We start from the raw sequence: 23325 nt of genomic DNA on the forward strand, positions 1-23325 counted from the left end.
TTCAGAGTGAGTCAGCCATGGTTTTCAAAGTGTTCGTCGATGGTCAGGAAGGCACCACCGGTCTCCGGCTGCTGGACTACCTCTCGGGTCGCTCCGATGTGGAGCTGCTGCGCATTGCCGATGACAAGCGCAAGGACCCGCAAGAGCGAGCACGCTTCCTGAATGCCTCGGATGTCTCGTTCCTGTGCCTGCCGGACGTGGCCTCGCGTGAGGCCGTGTCGCTGGTGACCAATCCCAATACCTGCGTGATCGACGCCAGCACGGCGTTCCGCACCACCGACTCGTGGGCCTATGGCCTGCCCGAGCTGACCCGTGGCCAGCGCGAGAAGGTGCGCGCCAGCAAGCGCATCGCGGTGCCGGGCTGCCACGCCAGCGCCTTCGTGCTGGCCGTGCGTCCGCTCGTGGAAGCGGGCCTGATGCCGGCCGACTACCCGGTGTCGGCGTTCTCGCTGACCGGCTACAGCGGCGGCGGCAAGAAGATGATTGCCGAGTTCGAGGCGGGCGGGAATCCGCGTCTCGATAGCCCGCGCCCCTACGCGCTGAGCCTCGAGCACAAGCACCTGCCCGAGATGCGCGTGCAGGCCGGCCTGGCCCAGGCGCCGATCTTCAACCCGATCGTCGGCAACTTCCTGAAGGGTCTGGCCGTGACGGTGCCGGTGTTCCCGGCGCTGCTGTCGCGCAAGGCCGATGCCGAGGCCATCCTCGACATCTACCGCAAGCATTACGAGGGCGAGCAGTTCGTGCGCGTGCATCCGTTCAATAGCGATGCCAACCTCGACGGCGGCTTCTTCGACGTCCAGGCCAGCAACGACACCAATCGCGTGGACCTGTTCGTGTTCGGCAATGGCGAGCGCCTGAATCTGGTCGCACGCCTGGACAACCTCGGCAAGGGCGCCGCCGGCGCGGCCGTGCAATGCATGAACGTGCATGTGGGCGCCGACGAGGCGACCGGGCTGACCGCCTGACGCGTCACCAACCCGTCGCACAATAAGAAAAGCCGGCTTCGCGCCGGCTTTTCGCTTTCCTGGGATCCGGCTGGCCTAGCTGCCGGTCTTGACCAGCGTCGCCTTCAGCGCCACACCGATATACGCCGCGCCCTTGGCGCAGACGTAGGTGGTATCGCTGGAGGTCTCGTCGTCCTTCCAGTTGCTGCGGATCTCCATCACCGCATTGCTGCCGCCCTGGGCCGCGCGCTGCTGGAGGTCCTGCACAGCCTGCACGAACACCGTTTCGCACAGCTGGGCATCCGTCAGCACCGGGCCCTCCTGCACCTTGTTCACCGGCCGGCGCACGCGCTTCACCGTCTTGTACAAGGTGGGATCCGTGGCGCCCTCAAGCCGGTTGAAGCCGAACAGCAGCTTCGTGTTCGGGTCGATGCGTTCCTTGGCGGCCTGGCTAGCCAGTGCCTGGTCGATCGGCATCGTCAGCAGCGTGTCGGCGGCGCTGGCCACGCCCGACGCGCCCGCAGCCACCAGCGCGGCCGCTACCAGGCCGCAGCGCAATCCAGTCCTCATGGTCTTTCTCCCTGATCAAGGTTGAGAATCTCAGCGCGCCAAAGCCTGTTGCAGGGGCGTTGACGCCACATTTCCATCCTACAGGAATCGCCGATAACCTGAGTCGACGGCCGTCTTTACTTTTTTAGTGGACGCTGGCTGTCGTCGTCGCCGGCATCGACCGGGGCACCGCCCAGGTTAGCCATATTGGGCGTGTGGGCGGGCAGCTTCTCCATCGGCATGTTCATGGCGCGGGCGTAGAGCGGCATCACCTCGGCCATGTGCGCCTCAAGCACCGCGATGCGGCTGCGGCCGGACGGGTGCGTGGACTTGAACTCGTCGCCCATCTCCAGCACCGTGCCCATCTTGCGCCACAGCGTGACGGCGGCGCGCGGGTCGTAGCCGGCGCGGGCGGCGATGTCCATGCCAATCAGGTCCGCCTCGGTTTCCTCGAGCCGCGAAAACCGCAGCGACACGAGCCGGGCATTGTTGCCGATATCGAAATTGCCGAGATTGCCGAAGCCGGTCAGCTGGGACACCACGTTGGCGCCAAGATTCGAGATCTCGGACTGCGCCGCGCGCTGCCGGGCGTGTTCCTCCAGCGCGTGGGCGATCTCGTGGCCCATCACCATGGCCACTTCGTCGTCGGTGAGCTTGAGCTGGTCGAGCAGGCCGGAATAGACCGCCATCTTGCCGCCGGGCATGCAGAACGCGTTGACCAGCTTCGACTCGATCAGGTTGATCTCCCACGCCCAGCGGCCGGCGCGTGGGTTCCACAGCACGGTCTCGGGCAGCAGCCGGATGCCGATCTCGCGCAGGCGCTTCACCTGCGGGTTGTCGTCGCCGGCCAGCGTGTGCTTGGCGATGGCTTCCTGCTTGATCTGTTCGTACTCGCGGGCAGCCTGCTGGTCGATGACTTCCATCGGCACGATCGTGCGCACGCGCGAGTAGCGGCGCTCCACGCGCACGCCGTCGTCGGGCGCGGCTACCAGGGCCACTTCCTGCGCGATGGCCGGCACGGTTGCGCACGCGGCGCAGGACCAAGCCAGCCAGGTCAGCCATCCCGGGCGCCGGGGCGTGCGGCACGGTGGCAACGGCGATTCGTTCGACGCGATCAGGGTCACGGCAGGGCTCGGCGCGATAAGGGTCGACAAACGGCGTCGAATCGATGAGTGGGGACGCAAACGGTGATGCAATAATACATCCATGACGTTCCAAGACTACCTCGACATTTTCCGCAATCGCCGCATCGGCGCCATGCTGACGCTGGGCTTCGCGTCCGGGCTGCCGCTCGCGCTGACCTCGGGCACGCTCCAGGCCTGGATGACCGTGGAGGGGCTCGACATCAAGACCATCGGCTTCTTCTCGCTGGTCGGGCAGGCGTACATCTTCAAGTTCCTGTGGGCGCCGCTGATGGACCGCTACACGCCGCCCCTGCTGGGCCGGCGGCGCGGCTGGCTGCTGGTCACGCAGCTCGGGCTGGTGGCCAGCATCGCCGCCATGGCGTTCTGCCCGCCGCGCGAGGCGCTCTGGGCGCTGGCGGCGCTGGCCACGCTGGTGGCGTTCCTGTCGGCGTCGCAGGACATTGTGTTCGATGCCTACAGCACCGACGTGCTGCGCCCGGCCGAACGCGGCGCCGGCGCGGCGGTCAAGGTGCTCGGCTACCGGCTGGCGATGCTGGTCTCGGGCGGGCTGGCGCTGTACCTGGCGGACCGCGTGCTGGGCTGGTCCAGCATGTACCTGCTGATGGCGGCGCTGATGTCGGTAGGGCTGCTGACGCTGCTCTGGGCGCCCGAACCGGACGTGCCGGCGCGCCAGCCGCGCACGCTGGAGGAGGCCGTGGTCGGCCCGCTGCGCGACTTTTTCGGGCGCCAGGGCGCGTGGTGGCTGCTGCTGCTGATCGTGCTCTACAAGCTGGGCGATGCCTTCGCCGGCAGCCTGTCCACCACGTTCCTGATCCGGGGCCTGGGCTTCGATCCGGGCGAGGTGGGCATCGTCAACAAGACGCTGGGTCTCGCGGCCACGATCATCGGCGCGCTGTTCGGTGGGTCGCTGATGGTGCGGCTCGGGCTGTACCGGTCGCTGATGCTGTTCGGCATCCTGCAGGCGGTGTCGAACCTCGGCTACTGGGTGCTCTCGGTCACGCCGCCCCATATCTGGAGCATGGGTGCGACCATCGCCATCGAGAACATCTGCGGCGGCATGGGCACGGCGGCCTTCGTGGCGCTGCTGATGACGCTCTGCAACCGCTCGTTCTCGGCCACGCAGTACGCGCTGCTGTCCGCGCTGGCGTCGATCGGCCGGGTCTACGTGGGGCCCACCTCGGGCTATATGGTCGAAGCCTGGGGCTGGGCGCCCTTCTACCTCGGCACCGTGGTGGCGGCCGTGCCCGGCGTGGCCCTGCTCTGGGCGATGCGCGGCACGGTCCACCGCTACGAAGCCCAGGCGCGCGAGCCGGCCAAGGAGCCGGGCGTCCCTCGTCCGGCCTGATCGGCCTTATTCCTTGTAGTAGACGATCTGGTGCGACGAGGCCAGCAGCACGCCGCTGGCGCTCCAGATCTGCGCGCTCTGGTCGAAGAAGCCCTGGCGGAACACCTGCGCCCGCGCGCTGCCGAGCACGTGGCTGTCGCCCAGCGCGGCCAGCGTGGCCGCATCGGCATGGAAATAGGTCGTGATCGACACCGTGCCGGCCGGCACAAAGCCGGCGCGCTTGAGGAAAATGCGCGGATAGAAGGCGTCGCACCAGGCTGCCACAGCGGCGTAGTCGGGCGTGCGGGCCGGTTCGTCACGCAGCCAGAACTGGGTCAGGCTGTCCGGATGCTCGGTGCCGACGGCGGTTGAGGGCTTGGCGCCGCGCACCGCGCGCATATCGTAGCTGCCGATCCAGCGCACCGGCGCGAAGCCGCCCATGCCGGGCAGGGTGTCAGCGGGCGGCACATCGGGCATGACGGCTTCGCCGCTGCCCCAGGTCTCGCGCCGCACGGCGAAGACCGCGCTGCCGGTGGTCGTCACCTCGCCGTTCTGGCGCAATTCCAGATGCCAGTGCTGGGTGGACCGGTTGGTCCGCGACGGACGCGCCTCGATCTCGAACGGCCCTTCGGCAATCGGCCCGGCGAAGTTCACCGTCAGCGCAATCGGATCGCCCAGCCGCTCGGGATGGCTCAACGCCGCCTGGAGGAGCGTGGCCGCCGTCATCCCGCCGAACGGGCCAATCATGTTCCAGTAGGCCTGGCTGGTATGACCCAGGAAGCGGTGCTCGCCGGCTGGCTCCAGCGCCAGGGCGAGGTCGAACGGATGTTGCGAGTCGGTGTGGGGCGCTTGGGTCATGGCAGAAAATAGTACGATCGTTCGGTAATCGTCGTACGGTATGCCCACCCGGCCCCCGCGTCAAGCCGGGTTCACACCGCGCAAACCCGGTACACCGCCAGGCTGCCGCGCCAGTTCTCGCCCCAGTTCACGGTCACGCCCTCGTGCATCACCACGCGGTCCAGCACGCGCAGGCCCACCTTGGGCGCCAGCCCCTCGAAGTCGCTGATGGTCAGCACACGCACGTTCGGCGTGTTGTACCACTGGTACGGCAGCGCTTCCGACACCGGCATGCGGCCCCGGAACACCGACAGCCGGTGCGGCCAGTAGCCGAAGTTCGGGAACGAGACGATGCACTCGCGTCCCACCCGCAGGGTGTCGCGCAGCACCTGGGCCGTGTTGTGGATGGTCTGGAGCGTCTGGGACAGGATCACCGTGTCGAAGCTCCGGTCCTCGAACAGCGCCAGCCCGCCCTCCAGGTCCTGCTGGATCACGTGCACGCCCTTCTGGGCGCAGGCCAGCACGCCTTCGTCGCGGATTTCGATGCCATACGCCTGCACGTCCAGTTCGTCCTGGAGCACGCGCAGCAGGCTGCCATCGCCGCAGCCGGCGTCCAGCACCGTGGAGTTGGGCTCGATCCAGCGCGCAATCGCGCGGAAGTCGGGCCGCAGCGCGAGGATATTGGGGTTGGCGGAGGCGTTCATGCGCCGATCTCCTCGGCAATGCGTTCGTAGTAGGCGCGCATCAGGTTGTGGTAGCGCGGATCGTCGAGCAGGAAGGCGTCGTGGCCGTGCGGGGCGTCGATCTCGGCGTACGAAACCGGCCGCTTGTTGTCGAGCAGCGCCTTGACCAGCTCCCGGCTGCGGTTCGGCGCGAAGCGCCAGTCGGTCGTGAAGCTCGCTACCAGGAAGCTGGCCTGGGTGTGGGAGATCGCGCGCTTCAGGTCGCCGCCGTAGGCCAGCGCCGGGTCGAAGTAATCGAGCGCGCGGGTGATCAGCAGATAGGTGTTGGCGTCGAAGTACTCCGCGAACTTGTCGCCCTGGTAGCGCAGGTAGCTTTCCACCTGGAACTCGACGTCGAACGAGAAGCGGATGTCCTCGGACTTCAGCGAGCGGCCGAATTTCTCGGCCATGTCCTCGTCGGACAGGTAGGTGATATGGCCGATCATGCGCGCCACGCGCAGGCCGCGCTTCGGCTTGACGTTGTGCGCGTAGTAGTTGCCGCCGTGGAAGTCCGGGTCCGACAGGATGGCGCTGCGCGCCACCTCGTTGAAGGCGATGTTCTGCGCCGACAGCTTGGGCGTGGACGCCACCACGATGCAGTGGCGCAGCCGGTCCGGGTACATCAGGCTCCAGGCCAGCGCCTGCATGCCGCCGAGGCTGCCGCCCATCACCGCGGCGAACTGCGTGATGCCGAACGCGTCGGCCACGCGCGCCTGGGCGTTGACCCAGTCCTCCACCGTCACCACCGGGAACAGCGCGCCATAGGGCTGGCCGGTGGCCGGGTTGGTGCTCATCGGCCCGGTCGAGCCGAAGCAGGAACCAAGGTTGTTCACGCCGATGACGAAGAAGCGGTCGGTATCGAGCGGCTTGCCGGGGCCGACCATGTTGTCCCACCAGCCGATGTCGCGCGGATTGTCCGCCGCGATGCCGGCCACGTGGTGCGAGGCGTTGAGCGCGTGGCACACCAGCACGGCATTCGATGCCGCCGCGTTGAGCGTGCCGTAGGTTTCCACCATCAGGTCATAGCCGGCCAGCTGGCTGCCGTTGCGCAGCGGGAGCGGCTCGGCGAAGTGCATGCGCCGGGGCGTGACAACGCCGACGGAGCCGGCGGCGAGGTCGGCCTCCGGTACGGCGGCAGGAATAGCAACATCTGTCATGGAGGGGGCCCGCGGCGAGCGGGCATAAAAAAACCCGACTGGCAGTTGCGTGTGTCGCAGCCAAGTCGGGCATGTCGCGGTGTCCCGCGCGTCGGCGCCATATCGTGGATTGCTCCCGCGAGGCACCGACCCAACCTCTTTAGCCGCATTTATAGTGGCAGCCGGCGGTCATCCTGAGATTCCCGTTGGCTGCCGCGCGCCCGCAAGCCAGTCATCAAATCGGCGCGACGCGGCCATTATAGTGCAGTTCCCGGGTGCGCTGCTGGCCGCGTGTGACGCGCCCCCGGTCCTCCCGCTGGTTCAGCCCAGCAGGATCCGCAACTGGGCGTCGATGTTCTCGCCCGGCGCCTTGCGGAAGCCGCTCTTCACGTAGCGGTGCCACTGGCCCTGCACAGCCGCCGTGATCAGCGCCACGCGCACCGGGATGTCGGCGTCGGCCGGGAAGGCGGCCTGCGTGACGGCCACCTTCAGGCACTGGCGCAGCGACGCCTCGATCCGGTCCACCATCTGGTTGATGCGTTCCTGCAGCCGTTCGTGCTCGCCCACCAGCGCCTCGCCGGTCAGCACGCGCGTCATGCCGGGGTTCTTCTCGGCAAACGACAGCAGCATCCGCACGATGGCCTGCACCTGGCGCAGGCCATGCTCCTCCTGCGTGGTGATCTGGTTGATCAGCCCGAACACGGTCTGCTCGATAAAGCCGATCAGGCCCTCGAACATCTGCGCCTTGCTGGCGAAATGGCGATAGAGCGCGGCTTCCGAGACTGACAGCCTGGCGGCCAGCGCCGCCGTGGTGATCTTTTCCCCGCGCGGATGCTCGAGCATGCCGGCCAGGGTCTGGAGGATCTGGATGCGCCGCTCGCCAGGGCGCGGGCGCTTGCGCGCGGGCCCTTCGGCGGTCTGGATGGCGGTGGCGGCCATCAGCGGCGGCGCCTCCGGCTGGCTTTCAATGGTTTGCGTCATGACCCGGTTCTCCGTATTCGTCGTAGGAGTTGATGCATCGATTGTACTTTTATGTCCACATAGCCGGGCCGATTCACCACGCGCGCCCGTACGCGCGGGGCATGGTCGGGCAACTGCTGCGGCGCCTTGCCGTATTGTGCGCCATCCACGCCAGGTGGCGGAAGCTGCGCTTCGGCGGCCATCATCGTGACCGATCTTTCCTGGGCGCCGTGGCCCACGTGCTGGCGGTCCTCGGCGGCCAGCGCGGTGCGCGTGGCAGCATCGGCCACCGCGCCCGACACGGCGGCATCGACCGGGACTGGCGCGGCCGCCGGCACCGGCTGGGGCCGCGACGGCGCCAGCGTGCGCAGGTAGCCCGTCACCCAGGCGGTGCGGATCCCCGTGCCCGCATAGTGTTTCAGATGCGACAGCGTGTCTTCCACCAGCACCGCGCGATGGGGCGCCACGCCGGTGCGCGCCAGCAGCCGGCGCAGCATGCGGCGGTCAGGCTTGGGCCGCAGATGGCCGTGCACCCACATATCCTCGATGGCCACCACGCGCTCGAAGCAGCGTTCGATGCCGGCAATCGCCATGACCGCCCGGGCGTAGTCGCGCGGCGCGTTGGTGACCAGGATTTTGCGCCCGGGCAGCCGGCGCAGCGCGGCGGCCAGCCCGCGCCGCACGCGCACCATCTCGGCCAGGGCCGGGAAGTCGTGGGCTTCGTGCAGGAAATCGGCCGCATCCACGCCATGGTGGCGGATCATGCCGAGCAGGGTGGCGCCGTAGCGCTGCCAGTACTCCACCCGCACGCCGCTGGCGGTGGCCTCGTCGGACCCGAGCACGCGCGCCACGTAGGCGGTCATGCGCCGGTTGATGGCCGGGAAGATCGCGTGGGAGGCGTCGTGCAGGGTGTTGTCGAGATCGAACAGCCAGACGATATCGCCCGACTGGTCGCCCGCTGGCCGGCGCACCCGAGGATGCCGGGGGCGTTGCCGCGCGGCGGGAGTCGATGCCTCCGACGGGCGCGCGTGCGCCACGCCGCGGCGCTGGTGAGGTTGTCTGAGGAACACGCCGGGCTGCAGGGGGATGACTGGTGGGAGGGGTGCGGGCGCGGCGGCGTCAATCCGCCCCTGCGCCCGCAAATCCGGCTCAGTGCGAGCGGATCATCGTGCCGAACGCCTGCTCGGTCAGGATTTCCAGCAGCAGCGAGTGCTCGATACGGCCGTCGATGATGTGGACCGAGTGCACGCCGCTCTTGGCGGCATCCAGCGCGGACGAGATCTTGGGCAGCATGCCGCCCGAGATCGTGCCATCGGCGAACAGTTCCTCGATCTCGCGCGCGGACAGGTCGGTCAGCAGGTTGCCCTTCTTGTCCATCACGCCCGGGATGTTGGTCATCATCACCAGCTTCTCGGCCTTGAGGATCTCGGCCATCTTGCCGGCAACCACGTCGGCGTTGATGTTGTACGCCTGGCCGTCGTCGGAGAAGCCGATCGGGGAGATCACCGGGATGAACGCGTCATCCTGCAGCGCCTTGACCACGGCCGGGTTGATCGCCTCGATATCGCCCACGTAGCCGATGTCGATGAAGGTGCCGGGCTTTTCGCGGTCCGGCATCTGCAGGCGCTTGGCGCGGATCAGGCCGCCGTCCTTGCCGGTCAGGCCCACAGCCTGGCCGCCGTACTGGTTGATCAGCATGACGATGTCCTGCTGCACCTCGCCGCCGAGCACCCACTCCACCACTTCCATGGTTTCTTCGTCGGTGACGCGCATGCCCTGGATGAACGTGCCGACCTTGCCCACCTTCTTCAGGGCTTCGTCGATCTGCGGCCCGCCGCCGTGCACCACCACCGGGTTCATGCCCACCAGCTTCAGCAGGATCACGTCGCGCGCGAAGCCGTGCTTGAGCTTCTCCTCCGTCATCGCATTGCCGCCGTACTTGACCACGATGGTCTTGCCGTGGAACTTGCGGATATAGGGGAGCGCCTCGGCGAGGATCTCGGCCTTGAGGGAGGGGGCGATGGCGGCAACCGTGGTGGTGGCCGGCCCAGGATTGTCGGCGTTCATGGCAAGGGACATCCGTTGGAATCAGCAGGTATCATGGCGAATCCGTCCGCCGGACTGGCTTTGACGGGCAGGCGCCGATTTTACAAGAAACCGCGCGGCACGCGCGAAGACGACAAGAACCTGATCCCCGGCACGCCCGATGCCGCCCCCGCAATGAGCCTCGATCCCGCCGAATTGCAGGCCGTGCGGCCCTATCTGCTGCGCTTTGCCCGGTTGCAGCTGCGCGACGAAGCGCTCGCCGAAGACGCCGTTTCCGAGACCCTTTTGGCCGCGCTGGAACACCCGGAGCGCTTTGCAGGCCAGTCAGCGCTGCGCACGTGGCTGGTCGGCATTCTCAAGCACAAGATCGTCGATATCCTGCGCAGCGGCAAGCGCGAGGTGCGCCTGGCGCTGGCCACCGGCGACGATGGCGAGCCGCAATCGGAGCAGGACGCCTTCGACGCGCTGTTCACGCGCAACGGCCACTACCAGCATCCGCCCTCCGACTGGGGCGACCCCGACCGCACTTTCGAGCGCCGCGAGTTCTTCGAAGTGCTGCAAACCTGCGTCGACCGACTGCCCGCCAAGTCCGCGCGGATTTTCATGATGCGGGAATGGCTCGAACTGGAGACCGAAGAAATCTGTCAGGCCTTGCAGATCAGCGCGACCAACGCATGGGTGATGCTGTACCGCGCCCGCATGCGGCTGCGCGAATGCCTGGAAGTGAAATGGTTCGGCAACCGTGGTGCGAATACAACAGCCGCCCCCGCCGCGCCGTCGCGCTCACCCCACCCCTCTATATAGATAGGCCGAATTCGTCTCATGTCCGAACCCCGCCGCCGCCTGCTGCCGAACTGCGAGGAAATCCATCACCTGACCATGAAGGGCATGGACCAGCCCCTGACGTGGGGGGAGCGGCTGCGCCTGCGCGGCCATCTGGCCATCTGCGCCACGTGTACCCACTTCAGCGGGCAGATGCGGATGATGCGCGAGGCGATGCGGCGGCTTGGGCAGGATGGTGGCGACGGACCCGGCCCGAGGCCATGACCGATCCATCGACCATCCAGACCGGCCAGCTACGCCCCGTGGAGCGGTGCAGCCGCTGCGGCGCGGCCTTCGTCTGCGGCTACGTGGCCGGACTGCCCGAATGCTGGTGCGCCAGCCAGCCACTGCTGCCGGCGCGGCAGATCGTGGCAGGCCAGCACTGCCTGTGCCCGGATTGCCTGAAGGCCCGGCGGGACGCCTCGCAAAACACTTGAAGCCCTAAAAATTCCGCTCGACGAATGGCATAACCGGACCCATCCGGTTTAATATTCGCCACATGAATAGCCTACGCGGAATCGACCTCAATCTGCTCGTGGTGCTCGAAGCACTGTTTGCCGAGCGCCATATCTCGCGCGCCGCACTGCGGCTGCAACTGAGCCAGCCGGCGGTCAGCCATTCGCTGGCGCGGCTGCGGCAACTGCTCGACGACCCCCTGCTCGTGCGCGGCCAGGGCGGGCTCGTGCTGACGCCCCGCGCGCATGAACTGACTGCCCCGCTGGCCGAGGCGCTGGCGCAGGTGCGTATCCTGCTCGGCCCGGGCGGCTTTCAGCCGTCCATGGCGCGCCGCACCTTCCGCGTGGCGATGTCCGATTACGGCGCACTGGTGGTGCTGCCCCGGCTGCTGCGCACGGTGCGCAAGGCCGCGCCGAACATCGACCTCGTGGTCACGCAAGCCAGCCGCGAGACCATGACGGCGCAGGTGGCCGACGGCGAACTCGACATTGCTTTGGGCGCCTTCACCTACCAGCCGGAAGGCGTGCGCACGGCGGTGCTGTTCGACGATGACTTTGCGTGTGCGGTGGATGCGGCCACGGTGCGCGACACCGGCCGGCTCGATCACGTGGCCTATCTGGCGCGCTCCCACGTGCTGGTGAGCGCGGCGAGCGAGCGCGGGGAGCTGATCGACGCTACCGTGGCGCGCCTGGGCGGTCGCCGCAAGATTGCGTGCACGGTACCGCACTGGAGCGTGGCGCCGGCACTGATCGCCGGGACCAATATGGTCCTGACGGCGGCGCGGCGTACGCTGGCGACGCTGGAAGATCCGCGCCTGACCATTTTCGAGGCGCCGTTCTCGATTCCCGGCTTCAGCTACAGCATGATCTGGCCCGAGCGGGCCGAGGCCGATCCGGGCCACACCTGGCTGCGTGAGCGGGTGCTGCAGGCGGCGGCAGCGCCGGAATCGGAAGCGGAGGCGGCGATCAGCCTGCGCGGCTGATCCGCGTCTTAGTGCTTGTGATCGCCGTGGCCGGCGGCGCCTGCCGTCGGCGCGCCGGCGGTCAGGTCGCGCACCTGCGCCTTGACCTGCTGCTCGACGATCTTGCCGTTCTGCTCGATCTTCAGCGTCAGCGGCACGGTATCCCCGGCCTTGAGTTGGGACTTCAGCCCCATCAGCATGATGTGATAGCCGCCCGGCTTGAGTTCCACGTCCTGCATCTGCGGCAGGTCCAGCGACGGCACCTGGCGCATGCGCATCACGTTGTTCTCCATCTTCATCTCATGCAGCTCGGCAGCAGCCACGGGCGACGACACGCCCACCAGCTTTGCGGACGCATGCGCGTGCAGCGTCATGAACGCGCCGGACGCCGACTGCGCCGGCACCGTGCCGCGCACCCAGGCATTGCTCACGTCGACCTGCGCCAACGCGTGTGCGCTGCCCAGCAGGCCGGCCAGGGCCAGGGTGACGATCGAGGCGGCGCGCGGCGCGCGAAAACGGGCTTGCATCGGTAACATCTCCACGAAGTCGACGGAATCGACGGGATCAACGAAATTCAACGAAAGGCGGCTATTAGACCATGGCGCTCCCGAGTCTGCCGGGCATGGCAACCGCGTAGTCTGGCAGCGCCGGGGGCCGGCCTGAATGCGGCAAGGTGTCGCACGCCGGGTCGCCGCCGCCGCGCGGCATGGCGGCATTGCTACACTGCCGGCATGCCGCCCTCCCCGCCCCTTACCGCACCGCCGACTCCCGCTGCCTCCGTCGCGCCGGCTCCCGCCCCAGCCATGCCGGGCGGGGCGCCCCAGCGCCACGGCCTGGTGAGCCTGCGCCGCCTGTGCTGGCTGCGCTGGGCGCTGCTGGCGGGGCAGGCGCTGCTGCTGGTGTCGTGCGAGTCGGTGGCCGGCATCCACCTGCCCTACAAGCCGCTGCTTTACCTGTTCGCCGCGCAGGCCATCTTCAATGTGCTGACGGTGGTCCGCCTGCACTGGCACGGGCAGCAGAACACGGTCCCGTCGGACGCCGAGCTGATGGCGCAGATGATCGTGGACCTGACCGCGCTGTCGGCCATCCTGTTCTACACCGGCGGCGCCACCAATCCGTTCGTCTCGTTCTACCTGCCCGGGCTGGCCATCGCATCGGCCATCCTGCCGTGGCGCTTCGTCTCGGCGCTCGCGCTCTATGCGCTGGCGTGCTATTCGCTGCTGCTGCTCGAATACGTGCCGCTGCACCTGCACAACCCGGACAACGCGGTGAACTACCACCTGGCCGGCATGTGGCTGAACTTCGTGGCCAGCGCGGTGATGATCGCCTTCTTCGTGGCGCGGCTGTCGGGCGTGCTGCGCCAGCGCGATGCCCAGTTGAATCTCGCCCGCGAGCAACTGCTGCGGGAGTCGCGTGCCGAGGCGCTGAACGATCAGGCGGCGGCTGTCGCGCATGAGATCGGCACGCCGCTGGCCACGCTGGCGGTGATCGCCGGCGAGTTGCGTGGGGATGCCTCCGACGCAGCGCGTGCGAACACGCCACTCGCCGACTACCTCCCCGATTTCCGCACGATGGAGCAGCAGCTGGACCTGTGCCGCTCGATCCTGGCCCGCCTGCGCGCGGACCGCGAACCGCTGGCGCCGCAGCCGCTCGACACCTGGCTCGCGCCGTTCGTCGAACGCTGGCAATTGCGTCATCCGCAGGCCAGCCTGCAATCGACGCTGGCGCCGGACGCGGCTACCCACCCCGTGGACGCCGCGCGTGTGAGCCAGATCCTGACCATCCTGCTGGACAACGCCGCGCGCAGCCAGCAGGCCATGGGCCATGCGATGCGCCAGACGCCGCCGCTGCGGCTGGATATCACCGGCGATGGCCACGCGCTGCGCTTCGCCGTCACCGACCACGGCGGCGGCATCCCCCCGGCGCTGCGCGCGCAACTGGGCGAGGCGCCCGTCGCCAGCACGCACGGCGGCCAGGGCATCGGCCTCTACCTCGCGCAAAGCGCCGCGCGCCAGCTTGGCGGCAGCCTGTCCTGGCAGGACCACCGCGGCGGTGGCACCGTGGCCGTGCTGCGCCTGCCGCTGGCCGGCGCCACCCCGCTCAACCTCACTTCCTCCGACTTCCAACCGTGATGACAGACGCCTCCGCGCCCACCGACGCAACGCCCTTCCTGGTGATCGATGACGACGAGGTCTTCTCGGGCACGCTCGCGCGGGCGCTGACGCGGCGCGGCTATGCGGTGCAGGTGGCCCACCACGGCAGCGCGGCGCTGGCGCTGGCCGCGCGCACGCCGTTTGCCTACGTCACGCTGGATCTGCATCTGGGGCCGCCCGCCGAGGCCAGCGGCACGGCGCAGGCGGAATCGGGCCTGCATCTGGTGGCGCCGCTGCGCGCCGCGCTGCCGGACGCGCGCATCCTCGTGCTGACCGGCTACGCGAGCATTGCCACAGCCGTGGCGGCGGTCAAGCAGGGGGCGGACGAATACCTGGCCAAGCCGGCCAATGTCGATTCGATCCTGACGGCACTGATGGCGGGGATTTCGGAAGAGGCGGCCGAGGCGGCGCTGGAGGAGCCGACGCCGCTATCGGTGGCGCGACTCGAATGGGAGCATATCCAGCGCGTGCTCACCGAGCACGGCGGCAATATCTCGGCCACGGCACGGGCGCTGAACATGCATCGGCGCACCTTGCAGCGCAAGCTCGGCAAGCGGCCGGTGTCGCGATAGTCGCGCTAGGCGCGTCGGGCGAAGCGAAATAACTTACAGACGAAGCTGGACGTAGTCCCAGCCAAGATCATCGGCGGACGATTCATGGTCCACGCCGGCCATGCGCACGGCGTCATTGGCGTGGCGGTCGGCCAGGGTGACCAGCTCGCCCGAGGCGATGGCCAGCGCCGTGGTGGCAGCCTGGCCACCGTGCGCGGCCTGCCGCTCGGGCTGGTCCGCGTGGACCGAGGCCGAAGCCGGGATCGGCAGCGCGGCGGCGGCGGCCGGGGTCACGGCGGGCCGGACGCACAGGAAGACGGTGGCGGCGGTGATGCTCGCCACCACGCTCGCGGTGGCGATGGCAACGCGGCGCTTGCGCACCTGGTTGCGTTTGAAAAAAAGCGTGCGCGAAGGTTGGCGCGACATAGGCAGACTCCCGGCAGGTGTTTGAAGTGAAATGCGGTGGCTCCCGCTCCGGTCCATCGACCAGCAAGGTGCGCAAGGGTCGCATTTCGACGAGGTCCGGCGCCAGCATGCTTACCAATGCTTACGGTCGTTACTGGCGGGAGGCATCCGCGCGGGCCGCTGACACATGCCGGTCAAGACCCCAAAACAAAACGAGCCAGACATCGGTCTGGCTCGTTGTTCCTTCAAATCCGCCGGGGCGGCTTACAGCACGTAGCGCGACAGGTCCTCGTTGCCGGCCAGGTCGGCCAGGCGCTCATCGACATACTTGCCGTCGATGGTCACCGTCTCGCCCGAGGAGCGGGTGGCGTGGAACGACAGGTCTTCCAGCAGCCGCTCCATCACCGTGTACAGCCGGCGCGCGCCGATGTTCTCGACCTTCTCGTTCACCGAGAACGCGATCTCGGCCAGCCGGCGGATGCCGTCCTGCGCGAACTGCAGGTCCACCTCTTCCGTCTTCAGCAGCGCCTGGTACTGCTTGGTCAGGCTGGCGTCGGTCTGGGTGAGGATGGCCTCGAAGTCCTGCACGGACAGCGACTCCAGTTCCACGCGGATCGGGAAACGGCCCTGCAGTTCGGGAATCAGGTCGCTCGGCTTGCTCAGGTGGAACGCGCCCGAGGCGATGAACAGGATGTGGTCGGTCTTGATCATCCCGTACTTGGTGTTCACCGTGGTGCCTTCCACCAGCGGCAGCAGGTCGCGCTGCACGCCCTGGCGCGACACCTCGCCGCCGCCCACATCGCTGCGGCTGGCGATCTTGTCGATCTCGTCCAGGAACACGATGCCGTTCTGCTCGACGTTGGCGATGGCCTTGTGCTTCAGCTCCTCCTCGTTGACGAGCTTGGCGGCCTCTTCGTCGATCAGCAGCTTGAACGCTTCCTTGACCTTCATCTTGCGGCGATGCTTCTTGCCCTGGCCCAGCCCGGCGAACATCGTGCGGATCTGCTCGGTCATGTCCTCCATGCCCGGCGGGCCCATGATGTCCATGCTCGGCTGGCCGGCGGCCACTTCCAGCTCGATATCCTTGTCATCGAGCTGGCCCTCGCGCAGCTTCTTGCGGAAGGCCTGGCGCGTGTTCGAGTCCTTGTCCTCGGTCTGGGCGAAGCCGATGTCGCGCGGCGGCGGCAGCAGCACGTCCAGCATGCGGTCCTCGGCGGCGTCCTCGGCCTTGGTGCGCACCTTCTTCATTTCCGATTCGCGCGTCTGCTTGATGGCCATCTCGGCCAGGTCGCGCACGATGGTGTCCACGTCGCGGCCCACGTAGCCCACTTCGGTGAACTTGGTGGCCTCGATCTTGATGAACGGCGCATCGGCCAGCTTGGCCAGCCGGCGCGCGATCTCGGTCTTGCCCACGCCGGTGGGCCCGATCATCAGGATGTTCTTCGGGGTGATTTCCTGGCGCAGCGGGTCTTCCACCTGCTGGCGGCGCCAGCGGTTGCGCAGCGCCACGGCCACGGCCTTCTTGGCCTTGTTCTGGCCGATGATGTGCTTGTCGAGTTCGGAAACGATTTCCGACGGGGTCATGGTTTGCGACATGGTATCCGGGGTTTCAGTGCGGTGCGGTGCAGCGCCAGCGGGCGACGCTTATTCCAGCGTCTCGATGACGAAGTTCGTGTTCGTGTAGATGCAGAGCTCGCCGGCGATGGTCAGCGCCTTCTCGACCACGTCCTGGGGAGCCAGTTCGGTGTTCTCGATCAGCGCCTTGGCCGCCGACTGCGCGTACGCACCGCCCGAGCCGATGGCCGCGATGCCGCCCTCGGGGTCCAGCACGTCGCCGTTGCCGGTAATGACCAGCGTGGTGTCGCGGTCGGCCGTGATCAGCATGGCCTCGAGCCGGCGCAGCGCGCGGTCCGAGCGCCAGTCCTTGGCCAGGTCCACCGCGGCGCGGGTCAGGTTGCCCTGGTACTTCTCGAGCTTGGCCTCGAAGCGGTCGAGCAGCGAGAAGGCGTCGGCCGTGCTGCCGGCAAACCCGACCAGCACCTTGCCGTTGTAGATGCGGCGCACCTTGCGCGCCGTACCCTTCATCACGATATTGCCGAGAGTGACCTGGCCGTCACCGCCGAGCGCAACCTGGTTGCCGCGTCGGACGCTGACGATGGTAGTGCCGTGATACTGTTCCATGGTGCCTTCGTGGTCCTTCTGTGATCTGTGGAGTGTGTCAGGGGGTAGGTGGCGACACGCAGCGCGCTTTCAAGAGCCGCACGCATCACAGGCGCCCGCCACGGGCAATCCCCACAATATAGAAGGCGCCGGGCGGGCGCCAAAACAAAAAGGCCACGCATCGCTGCGTGGCCTTCTGCCTTCCGGGCTGGCGCGGGGGTTAGTCCGTGCTTAGTCCGCGTACACCCCGGCCTTCTTGATTACCGGCGTCCACTTGTTGATTTCCGCCGTCAGGAACGTGCGCAGCGACTCCGGCGTGGCGCGCTGGGCCGGCACGGCCTCGGCGCCGAGTTCCGCCATCTTGGCGCGGAACGTCGGGTCAGCCACGGCCTTCTGTAGCGCGGCGGAGAGCTTGTCGATCACCGGCTTCGGCGTGCCCTTCGGCGCGTACATGGCGTGCCAGATCTTCACTTCCACGCCCGGCAGGCCCTGCTCGGCCGCGGTCGGGATGTCCTTGAACGCCTCCACGCGGCGCGACTGCATGGCCGCGTACGGCTTCAGCGCGCCAGCCTTCAGCTGGCCGGCGATGTTGGTGGTCTGGTCGCACATCAGGTTGACCTGGCCGCCCAGGATGTCCGTCAGCGCCGGCGCCGTGCCCTTGTACGGCACGGTGGTCAGCTCGGTCTGGATCGCGCTCTGGAACAGCAGGCCGCACAGGTGCGAGGCCGAGCCGATGCCGGCGTTGGCCATCGACAGCTTGCTGGCATTGGCCTTGATGTACGGCAGCAGGTCCTTGAAGGTAGCCGGCGGCAGTTGCTTGTTGCCGACCAGCACCATCGGCACGTCGGCCACTTCACCGACCATCTCGAAGTCCTTCAGCGGGTCGAAGCCCAGGTTCCGGTACAGCGCCGGTGCCGTGGACATGCCGATGTGGTGGATCAGGATGGTGTAGCCATCGCCCTTGGACTGGGCCACCTTCTTGGCACCGATGGTGCCGCCGGCACCGCCGAGGTTCTCGATCACGATGGTGGTGCCCAGGTGCTTGGACATGACCATGGTCAGCTCGCGCGCCACCTTGTCGGTCGGGCCGCCAGCCGCGAACGGCACCACGGCCTGGACCGGCTTGTTGCCGGGATATTCCTGAGCCTGCGCCCCCGTGAAAACGCCCACGCCGGCAACAGCCAGCGCGGCCGCGAAATGCATTGCAACTCGTTTCATTACTGTCTCTCCTGGATACCCTGCTTTTCCCGTTCTCACCATCCGCCTTGCCTCCTCCTCTTTACACCCCTTGCCGCCGGCCGGGCCGCCCGGGAGGCGGCGCCGCCGGTCGCGGTCCATATTGGAAACACGCGGTGACCATCGGCTCAATGTATGGGAAGCGAACAGCAACTGACCCCGCTGACAGGCGGAGCCGGAGGTGGATGTTAGCAACCTGAAAGATTAGCGAGGTATAGGGGCTAACCCGCGAGAAAGCGGCGTTTTCGGCGGATTCGCCACGCTTGCGCCGCGCTCGTGCCGCGCAGCCGCTTACGCAACTGAATTGCATCGACCCGGGCGCTATGGTTAAATGGCCCGCATGACACGCACCATCCCGCATCCGGCCGCCCAGGCAGCCGGGCCGCTCCCCGACGCCACGCTGGACGCTGCGCAGGCGCGCCTGCGCCAGCTTGGCGCGCGCGTGACGCAGCCGCGCGTGGCCATCCTCGCCTGCCTGATCGACGCCGAGGACCCGCTCACGCACCAGGCCGTGATCGACCGCCTGCCGGCCGATGGCGACGTGGACCGCGTCACGGTCTACCGCGTGCTCGACTGGCTGGTCGAGCAGGGGCTGGCGCAGAAGCGCGCGGGCCATGACCGCGTGTTCCGCTTCACGCTGGTGGAGCACGAGGCCGCGCGCGCCGAAGTCCATCGCCAGCACAGCCATTTCCACTGCACCCGCTGCGACCGCACGTTCTGCCTCGAGGCGGCCGGCGTGCCCGCGCCGTCGGTAGCGCCCAAGGTGCCGCGCGGCTTTGCCGTCGAGCACGTGGAGCTGACCGTCAACGGCGTGTGCGCCGAATGCGGCCGCACGCGCGGCGCCGGCGACGCCCACTAGGCGCCGCAAACCTTTCCCGGAGTTCCAAGACATGTCCAAACTGATCCCGGTCACGATCCTGACGGGCTTCCTCGGCAGCGGCAAGACCACGCTGCTCAAGCGCATCCTCACCGAGCAGCACGGCATGAAGATCGCCGTCATCGAGAACGAGTTCGGCGAGGAGAACATCGACAACGAGATCCTGGTGCAGGACGGCCGCGAGCAGATCGTCCAGATGAGCAACGGCTGCATCTGCTGCACGATCCGGGGCGACCTGGTGCAGGCGCTGTCCGACCTGATCACCCAGCGCGACGAAGGCAAGCTCGATTTCGACCGCGTGGTGATCGAGACCACCGGCGTGGCCAACCCGGGCCCGGTGGCGCAGACCTTCTTCATGGACGAGGAAATCGCCGCGCGCTACTTGCTGGACGCCGTGATCACGCTGGTGGACGCCAAGCACGGCAACCTCCAGCTGGACAAGCAGGAGGAAGCGCAGCGCCAGGTAGGCTTTGCCGACGCCATCTTCATCACCAAGTCCGACCTGGTGCCCGAGGCCGAGGTGGCCGACCTGCGCCATCGCCTGCTGCACATGAACCCGCGTGCACCGATCCGCACCGCCAACTTCGGCGAGACCCCGATCGACACGATTTTCGACCTGCGCGGCTTCAACCTGAACGAGAAGCTCGAGATCGACCCCGATTTCCTGCGCGCCGAGGCCCATGAGCACGATGAGCACGACCATGACCACGATCATGGCCACGTGCACGACGAGCACTGCGGCCACGACCACGATGACCACGACCACGGTCACGGGCATGGCGTGCACGATCACCACCACCATCACCACCACACAGACCACATCGCCTCGTTCGTCTTCCGCAGCGACAAGCCGTTCCACTACGGCAAGCTCGAGGAATTCCTGTCGGGCATCCTGTCGGTCTATGGCGAGAAGCTGCTGCGCTACAAGGGCGTGCTCTATATGGAAGGCGTGGACCGCAAGGTGGTGTTCCAGGGCGTGCACCAGCTGATGGGCAGCGACATCGGCGCCAAGTGGGAAGACGAGACCCCGGGCACCAAGATGGTCTTCATCGGCGTGGACCTGCCGCGCGATGCCATCCTCAAGGGACTGGCTGCCTGCCTGGCCTGAGCCCCTACAACCCGATGTGAAGCAACCGCCGCATCCTGTGGCGGTTGCCGCCGGACCGGTTTCCGCCCACCCTTCCCCTCCTTTGGGCGGGGTACCGGGAAAACTCCTGTCTCTTGTCCGGCTTTCTCCCATATCTACGAAAAACTTGTTCAAGTACAATAGGCCGGATTTGATACGGGCGACGCACGTTTGAGCGGCGCCGGTATTGGCAGGGCGGCGGTCGTCGTCAGCATGAGGCGGGCCGCCGGCAGGCGCGGTCGCAGTGCTTCATGCGGAGACCGCCCTCCGCTTGGGGTACCTTGGCAACAGCGCCGTCACTCGTCGACGCGTAGAGAGAGGTGTCCCCATGACAGCCGCAACGAAGACCAAAGAAAGCCGCAGCAAGACAGGCACCGCTGCGGCGGAGACGCCAGACGCGCAGCCAGCAGTGAAGGCAGCGCCAGCTCCCCGCGGCAGTACGGCGCACGCCGATGCGGGCGAGGCCAAGGGAGGCACGCGAAGCAGCAAGACTGCAGCCAGCCAGAGTGAACCGACCGCACCGCGCAAGCGGGCGGCCACTGCACCCGAGCGGACCAAGACGCCGCCGGTCGCATCAACAAGAGAATCAGCAGCAACCATGAGCAGCAACAAACTTCTGACTGAAGCTGAAATCCTGAAGATGAGCGACAAGGATTACATGAACGAGGCGCAACTGGCCTTCTTCAAGAATCGCCTTGAGCAGCTTCGCGACGAAATCCTCAAGAATGCGGACCAGACCACGGAACACCTGCGCGAGACGGTGATCGTGCCGGACCCGGCCGACCGCGCCACCATCGAGGAAGAACACGCCCTCGAACTGCGCACCCGCGACCGCGAGCGCAAGCTGCTGAAGAAGGTGGAGCAGTCGCTGCAGCGCATCGAGTCCGGCGACTACGGCTGGTGCGAGGAAACCGGCGAGCCGATCGGCGTGCCGCGCCTGCTGGCCCGCCCCACGGCCACGCTGTCGCTGGAAGCCCAGCAGCGCCGCGAACTGCGCCAGAAGCTGTTCGGGGACTGATCTCCCGCCCCGCTCCGACAAACACGGCCCGGTCATCCGGGCCGTTTTGTTTGGTGACACATTGATGACGCGCCGGTGCCGGGCGGTTTGTCTCACGGCGGCCACGGCACTACCATTGGCAGAACACCTACCCACGTGGCCGGGCTGTCGTCCGGCGCGGCTTTCTGCTACAGTCGCAACCTTGTTGCAATAACACCTTGCGCGCCGCTTTGGCGCGCCCATCGCCGAAATCGCCCGTTCCATGGCTCCTCGTCTGCCCGTCACCGTACTGTCCGGCTTCTCCGGCGCCGGCAAGACCACCGTGCTGCAACACCTGCTCGCGCAGGGCGGCACGCGCGTGGCCGTGGCCGCGAGCCAGGGCGACCTGCTGGCCGAGGTGGACCGGCTGGCGCTCGCCGGCCAGCACGACTACGTGGTGGTGGAAGCCCAGGCCACCGAAGAGCCGCTCGGCATTGCCGAGGGCTTCGCCTTCGAGGACGCCCACGGCGACGCCCCGGCAGGCGTGGCGCACCTGGACACCCTGGTGACGGTGGTCGATGCCGAGCGCTTCCTGCGCGACTATCACGACGCCCATTTCCTGTCCGAGCGCGGACTGGCCGCCCATGACGACGACGACCGTACCGTCGTGGACGTGCTGATCGACCAGATCGAAGTCGCCGACGTCATCGTCATCAACAAGATCGACCTGGTCGATGCCGGCCAGCTCGGCCGCCTGCACGCGGTACTGCACGCGCTGAACCCGCGCGCGGACCTCGTCGATGCGAGCCACGGCAAGGTGCCGGACGGGCGCGTGCTCGGCACGGGCCGTTTCGACCCGGACGCCACCCCGAATGCCGCCGGCTGGCAGGTGGCGCTGCAGGGCGAGCCGGTGCCGGCCGCCGCTGGCATGGGGGCCCTGCTGTACCGCCGGCGCCGCCCGTTCCATCCGCAGCGTTTCGCGGACCTGATTCATACCGAATGGATGCGCGAGCATGGCGACGTGCTGCGCTCCCGGGGCATCTTCTGGCTGGCCAGCCGCATGGACATTGCCGGCGACTGGCATCAGGCAGGCGGCGTGTGCCGCCCCGGTGCCGCCGGCGCCTGGTGGGCCGCGATCGACGCCGAGGAATGGCCGGCTGACGCCGCCTCGCGCGCCGGCATCGAGGCCGATATGGTCGATGACGGCCTGCCCGCCGAGTACGGCGACCGCCGCCAGGAACTCGTGCTGATCGGCGAGAACCTCGACGCCCCGGGGCTAGAAGCCCGGCTGGACACCTGCCTGCTGACCGACGCCGAACTCGCGGCGGGCCCCGAAGCATGGGCGGCCTACCCCGACCCGTTCCCCGACTGGGGCGACGCCTTCGGTGACGATCACGATCATGACCACGCGCATGACCATGACCACGATCATGGCGATGACGCGTGCGATTGCGGCCATGCGCACTGAAGCCACCTTTCTCGCCGACCGCATCGGCGGCCGGATGGCCCGCTGGCGCGCCCACGGCCCCGGCCTCTGGACCGCGCTGTGCCTCGTGCTGTGCCTGCTGCTGGCCCAGCACGCGGGCCTGATCCACCGCGTGATGCACGGCGGCCTGCCGGGCATGACGGCCCCGGTGACGGCTGAAGCCGCCACTGACAGCACCGACACCCATACCGACACCTTCGCGCTCAAGCTCGGCCTGCACTCGTGCGTGCTGTTCGATGGCGCGACGCTGGCTGACAGCCACCACGGCAGCGTCGACCTGCCGGTGCTGGTCTTCGGCAAGCCAGTCAAGCCGGCCAGCCTCGCCTGGCGTTGGCCCGACCTGCCCGCCGCCCGGCCCTTCCACTCTCGCGCCCCGCCTGCCTCGCCCGTCTTCGCCTGATCGCGCGGCTGCGGTGTGAACCGCCGCCCGCGCTTCGTCATCGAATTCGAATC

The 23325-nt window shown here is 67.8% G+C and carries 26 protein-coding genes; 13 read left to right on the forward strand and 13 right to left on the reverse strand.

All coding sequences use genetic code 11. The annotated features are described in order from the left end of the window. The first annotated feature begins 17 nt into the window (after positions 1-17). Positions 18-965, forward strand: a complete 948-nt coding sequence (gene argC, locus AC1DFU_RS06765; RefSeq protein ID WP_092291409.1) for an N-acetyl-gamma-glutamyl-phosphate reductase — start codon at positions 18-20, stop codon at positions 963-965. Between the two features lie 75 nt (positions 966-1040). Here argC and AC1DFU_RS06770 read toward each other — a convergent pair whose 3' ends face one another. Together AC1DFU_RS06770 and AC1DFU_RS06775 are read right to left on the reverse strand one after the other, a co-directional pair. Further along, positions 1041-1514, reverse strand: coding sequence for an excinuclease ATPase (locus AC1DFU_RS06770; RefSeq protein WP_092291407.1), 474 nt, complete (start codon positions 1512-1514; stop codon positions 1041-1043). 116 nt (positions 1515-1630) lie between these two features. Further along, the gene (locus tag AC1DFU_RS06775; protein WP_177219863.1) at positions 1631-2551 is read right to left on the reverse strand and encodes a M48 family metallopeptidase; all 921 of its coding nucleotides are present in this window, start codon (positions 2549-2551) and stop codon (positions 1631-1633) included. Positions 2552-2699: 148 nt separating this feature from the next. Here AC1DFU_RS06775 and AC1DFU_RS06780 point away from each other — a divergent pair, with 148 nt between their 5' ends. Beyond that, positions 2700-3983: a muropeptide transporter gene (locus AC1DFU_RS06780; RefSeq protein WP_092291405.1), complete on the forward strand. Its 1284-nt coding sequence runs from the start codon at positions 2700-2702 to the stop codon at positions 3981-3983. 6 nt (positions 3984-3989) lie between these two features. Here AC1DFU_RS06780 and AC1DFU_RS06785 read toward each other — a convergent pair whose 3' ends face one another. From AC1DFU_RS06785 to argB, 6 genes are all read right to left on the reverse strand, one after another. After that, positions 3990-4820, reverse strand: a complete 831-nt coding sequence (locus AC1DFU_RS06785) for an acyl-CoA thioesterase (RefSeq protein WP_092291403.1) — start codon at positions 4818-4820, stop codon at positions 3990-3992. Positions 4821-4891: 71 nt separating this feature from the next. Further along, positions 4892-5503, reverse strand: a complete 612-nt coding sequence (gene metW, locus AC1DFU_RS06790) for a methionine biosynthesis protein MetW (RefSeq protein WP_092291401.1) — start codon at positions 5501-5503, stop codon at positions 4892-4894. Beyond that, a complete protein-coding gene (gene metX, locus AC1DFU_RS06795) occupies positions 5500-6678 on the reverse strand; it encodes a homoserine O-succinyltransferase MetX (RefSeq protein WP_092291399.1) in 1179 nt (392 codons plus the stop codon). The genes metW and metX overlap by 4 nt, the downstream gene beginning before the upstream one ends. Before the next feature lie 300 nt (positions 6679-6978). Then, a complete protein-coding gene (gene slmA, locus AC1DFU_RS06800) occupies positions 6979-7638 on the reverse strand; it encodes a nucleoid occlusion factor SlmA (RefSeq protein ID WP_092291397.1) in 660 nt (219 codons plus the stop codon). After that, positions 7635-8687 carry a pyrimidine 5'-nucleotidase gene (locus tag AC1DFU_RS06805; RefSeq protein ID WP_441591420.1) on the reverse strand — a complete coding sequence of 351 codons (1053 nt, stop codon included), beginning with the start codon at positions 8685-8687 and terminating at the stop codon, positions 7635-7637. Before AC1DFU_RS06805 ends, slmA begins: the two co-directional genes overlap by 4 nt. 79 nt (positions 8688-8766) lie before the next feature. Then, on the reverse strand, positions 8767-9684 hold the full coding sequence (gene argB / locus AC1DFU_RS06810; protein WP_092291393.1) for an acetylglutamate kinase: 918 nt from the start codon (positions 9682-9684) through the stop codon (positions 8767-8769). Positions 9685-9837: 153 nt separating this feature from the next. Here argB and AC1DFU_RS06815 point away from each other — a divergent pair, with 153 nt between their 5' ends. The 4 genes from AC1DFU_RS06815 to AC1DFU_RS06830 all read left to right on the forward strand — a co-directional run bounded on the left by AC1DFU_RS06815 (position 9838) and on the right by AC1DFU_RS06830 (position 11923). Further along, positions 9838-10467, forward strand: a complete 630-nt coding sequence (locus tag AC1DFU_RS06815) for a sigma-70 family RNA polymerase sigma factor (protein WP_441591620.1) — start codon at positions 9838-9840, stop codon at positions 10465-10467. 18 nt (positions 10468-10485) lie between these two features. After that, entirely contained in the window at positions 10486-10710 is a 225-nt protein-coding gene (locus AC1DFU_RS06820; protein ID WP_441591422.1) for a zf-HC2 domain-containing protein, read from the forward strand. Next, positions 10707-10922, forward strand: coding sequence for a cysteine-rich CWC family protein (locus tag AC1DFU_RS06825; protein WP_441591424.1), 216 nt, complete (start codon positions 10707-10709; stop codon positions 10920-10922). Before AC1DFU_RS06820 ends, AC1DFU_RS06825 begins: the two co-directional genes overlap by 4 nt. Positions 10923-10984: 62 nt before the next feature. Next, positions 10985-11923 (forward strand): LysR family transcriptional regulator, encoded by a 939-nt coding sequence (locus tag AC1DFU_RS06830; RefSeq protein WP_092291387.1) that lies wholly within the window; start codon positions 10985-10987, stop codon positions 11921-11923. An 8-nt stretch (positions 11924-11931) separates the two neighbouring features. Here the strand turns inward: AC1DFU_RS06830 and AC1DFU_RS06835 are convergent, their stop codons facing one another. After that, on the reverse strand, positions 11932-12429 hold the full coding sequence (locus AC1DFU_RS06835; RefSeq protein WP_092291385.1) for a copper chaperone PCu(A)C: 498 nt from the start codon (positions 12427-12429) through the stop codon (positions 11932-11934). Positions 12430-12705: 276 nt separating this feature from the next. On the opposite strand from AC1DFU_RS06835, the gene AC1DFU_RS06840 reads away from it, so the two are divergent. Together AC1DFU_RS06840 and AC1DFU_RS06845 are read left to right on the forward strand one after the other, a co-directional pair. Beyond that, positions 12706-14034, forward strand: coding sequence for an ATP-binding protein (locus tag AC1DFU_RS06840; protein ID WP_255370705.1), 1329 nt, complete (start codon positions 12706-12708; stop codon positions 14032-14034). Continuing rightward, the gene (locus AC1DFU_RS06845; protein ID WP_092291381.1) at positions 14034-14627 is read left to right on the forward strand and encodes a response regulator transcription factor; all 594 of its coding nucleotides are present in this window, start codon (positions 14034-14036) and stop codon (positions 14625-14627) included. The genes AC1DFU_RS06840 and AC1DFU_RS06845 overlap by 1 nt, the downstream gene beginning before the upstream one ends. A gap of 33 nt (positions 14628-14660) precedes the next feature. Here the strand turns inward: AC1DFU_RS06845 and AC1DFU_RS06850 are convergent, their stop codons facing one another. From AC1DFU_RS06850 to AC1DFU_RS06865, 4 genes are all read right to left on the reverse strand, one after another. Then, complete coding sequence (locus AC1DFU_RS06850; protein WP_441591427.1) at positions 14661-15032, reverse strand: hypothetical protein; 372 nt, start codon at positions 15030-15032, stop codon at positions 14661-14663. A 243-nt stretch (positions 15033-15275) separates the two neighbouring features. Then, complete coding sequence (hslU, locus tag AC1DFU_RS06855) at positions 15276-16607, reverse strand: ATP-dependent protease ATPase subunit HslU (RefSeq protein WP_092291377.1); 1332 nt, start codon at positions 16605-16607, stop codon at positions 15276-15278. Positions 16608-16655: 48 nt separating this feature from the next. Continuing rightward, positions 16656-17192, reverse strand: a complete 537-nt coding sequence (gene hslV, locus AC1DFU_RS06860; RefSeq protein WP_092291375.1) for an ATP-dependent protease subunit HslV — start codon at positions 17190-17192, stop codon at positions 16656-16658. Between the two features lie 210 nt (positions 17193-17402). Further along, a complete protein-coding gene (locus AC1DFU_RS06865; protein WP_092291373.1) occupies positions 17403-18389 on the reverse strand; it encodes a tripartite tricarboxylate transporter substrate-binding protein in 987 nt (328 codons plus the stop codon). A gap of 358 nt (positions 18390-18747) precedes the next feature. Here AC1DFU_RS06865 and AC1DFU_RS06870 point away from each other — a divergent pair, with 358 nt between their 5' ends. The 5 genes from AC1DFU_RS06870 (at position 18748) to AC1DFU_RS06890 (ending at position 23272) form a co-directional block, all read left to right on the forward strand. Further along, positions 18748-19266 (forward strand): Fur family transcriptional regulator, encoded by a 519-nt coding sequence (locus AC1DFU_RS06870; RefSeq protein WP_092292099.1) that lies wholly within the window; start codon positions 18748-18750, stop codon positions 19264-19266. 31 nt (positions 19267-19297) lie between these two features. Further along, positions 19298-20392 carry a CobW family GTP-binding protein gene (locus AC1DFU_RS06875; RefSeq protein WP_092291371.1) on the forward strand — a complete coding sequence of 365 codons (1095 nt, stop codon included), beginning with the start codon at positions 19298-19300 and terminating at the stop codon, positions 20390-20392. 616 nt (positions 20393-21008) lie between these two features. Next, the gene (dksA, locus tag AC1DFU_RS06880) at positions 21009-21428 is read left to right on the forward strand and encodes an RNA polymerase-binding protein DksA (protein WP_008642844.1); all 420 of its coding nucleotides are present in this window, start codon (positions 21009-21011) and stop codon (positions 21426-21428) included. 241 nt (positions 21429-21669) lie between these two features. Continuing rightward, positions 21670-22854: a GTP-binding protein gene (locus AC1DFU_RS06885; protein ID WP_441591431.1), complete on the forward strand. Its 1185-nt coding sequence runs from the start codon at positions 21670-21672 to the stop codon at positions 22852-22854. After that, a complete protein-coding gene (locus tag AC1DFU_RS06890; protein ID WP_255370704.1) occupies positions 22787-23272 on the forward strand; it encodes a hypothetical protein in 486 nt (161 codons plus the stop codon). Before AC1DFU_RS06885 ends, AC1DFU_RS06890 begins: the two co-directional genes overlap by 68 nt. Positions 23273-23325: the final 53 nt, after the last annotated feature.

Source organism: Cupriavidus sp. 10L45 (assembly GCF_056395225.1).

Bases quoted from the DNA above. Each gene is read 5' to 3' on its own strand.
- argC (WP_092291409.1), top strand. From the start codon at position 18: ATGGTTTTCAAAGTGTTCGTCGATGGTCAGGAAGGCACCACCGGTCTC.
- AC1DFU_RS06770 (WP_092291407.1), bottom strand. From the start codon at position 1,514: ATGAGGACTGGATTGCGCTGCGGCCTGGTAGCGGCCGCGCTGGTGGCT.
- AC1DFU_RS06780 (WP_092291405.1), top strand. From the start codon at position 2,700: ATGACGTTCCAAGACTACCTCGACATTTTCCGCAATCGCCGCATCGGC.
- AC1DFU_RS06785 (WP_092291403.1), bottom strand. From the start codon at position 4,820: ATGACCCAAGCGCCCCACACCGACTCGCAACATCCGTTCGACCTCGCC.
- metW (WP_092291401.1), bottom strand. From the start codon at position 5,503: ATGAACGCCTCCGCCAACCCCAATATCCTCGCGCTGCGGCCCGACTTC.
- metX (WP_092291399.1), bottom strand. From the start codon at position 6,678: ATGACAGATGTTGCTATTCCTGCCGCCGTACCGGAGGCCGACCTCGCC.
- slmA (WP_092291397.1), bottom strand. From the start codon at position 7,638: ATGACGCAAACCATTGAAAGCCAGCCGGAGGCGCCGCCGCTGATGGCC.
- argB (WP_092291393.1), bottom strand. From the start codon at position 9,684: ATGAACGCCGACAATCCTGGGCCGGCCACCACCACGGTTGCCGCCATC.
- AC1DFU_RS06815 (WP_441591620.1), top strand. From the start codon at position 9,838: ATGAGCCTCGATCCCGCCGAATTGCAGGCCGTGCGGCCCTATCTGCTG.
- AC1DFU_RS06820 (WP_441591422.1), top strand. From the start codon at position 10,486: ATGTCCGAACCCCGCCGCCGCCTGCTGCCGAACTGCGAGGAAATCCAT.
- AC1DFU_RS06825 (WP_441591424.1), top strand. From the start codon at position 10,707: ATGACCGATCCATCGACCATCCAGACCGGCCAGCTACGCCCCGTGGAG.
- AC1DFU_RS06830 (WP_092291387.1), top strand. From the start codon at position 10,985: ATGAATAGCCTACGCGGAATCGACCTCAATCTGCTCGTGGTGCTCGAA.
- AC1DFU_RS06835 (WP_092291385.1), bottom strand. From the start codon at position 12,429: ATGCAAGCCCGTTTTCGCGCGCCGCGCGCCGCCTCGATCGTCACCCTG.
- AC1DFU_RS06840 (WP_255370705.1), top strand. From the start codon at position 12,706: ATGCCGGGCGGGGCGCCCCAGCGCCACGGCCTGGTGAGCCTGCGCCGC.
- AC1DFU_RS06845 (WP_092291381.1), top strand. From the start codon at position 14,034: ATGACAGACGCCTCCGCGCCCACCGACGCAACGCCCTTCCTGGTGATC.
- AC1DFU_RS06850 (WP_441591427.1), bottom strand. From the start codon at position 15,032: ATGTCGCGCCAACCTTCGCGCACGCTTTTTTTCAAACGCAACCAGGTG.
- hslU (WP_092291377.1), bottom strand. From the start codon at position 16,607: ATGTCGCAAACCATGACCCCGTCGGAAATCGTTTCCGAACTCGACAAG.
- hslV (WP_092291375.1), bottom strand. From the start codon at position 17,192: ATGGAACAGTATCACGGCACTACCATCGTCAGCGTCCGACGCGGCAAC.
- AC1DFU_RS06865 (WP_092291373.1), bottom strand. From the start codon at position 18,389: ATGAAACGAGTTGCAATGCATTTCGCGGCCGCGCTGGCTGTTGCCGGC.
- AC1DFU_RS06870 (WP_092292099.1), top strand. From the start codon at position 18,748: ATGACACGCACCATCCCGCATCCGGCCGCCCAGGCAGCCGGGCCGCTC.
- AC1DFU_RS06875 (WP_092291371.1), top strand. From the start codon at position 19,298: ATGTCCAAACTGATCCCGGTCACGATCCTGACGGGCTTCCTCGGCAGC.
- dksA (WP_008642844.1), top strand. From the start codon at position 21,009: ATGAGCAGCAACAAACTTCTGACTGAAGCTGAAATCCTGAAGATGAGC.
- AC1DFU_RS06885 (WP_441591431.1), top strand. From the start codon at position 21,670: ATGGCTCCTCGTCTGCCCGTCACCGTACTGTCCGGCTTCTCCGGCGCC.
- AC1DFU_RS06890 (WP_255370704.1), top strand. From the start codon at position 22,787: ATGACCACGCGCATGACCATGACCACGATCATGGCGATGACGCGTGCG.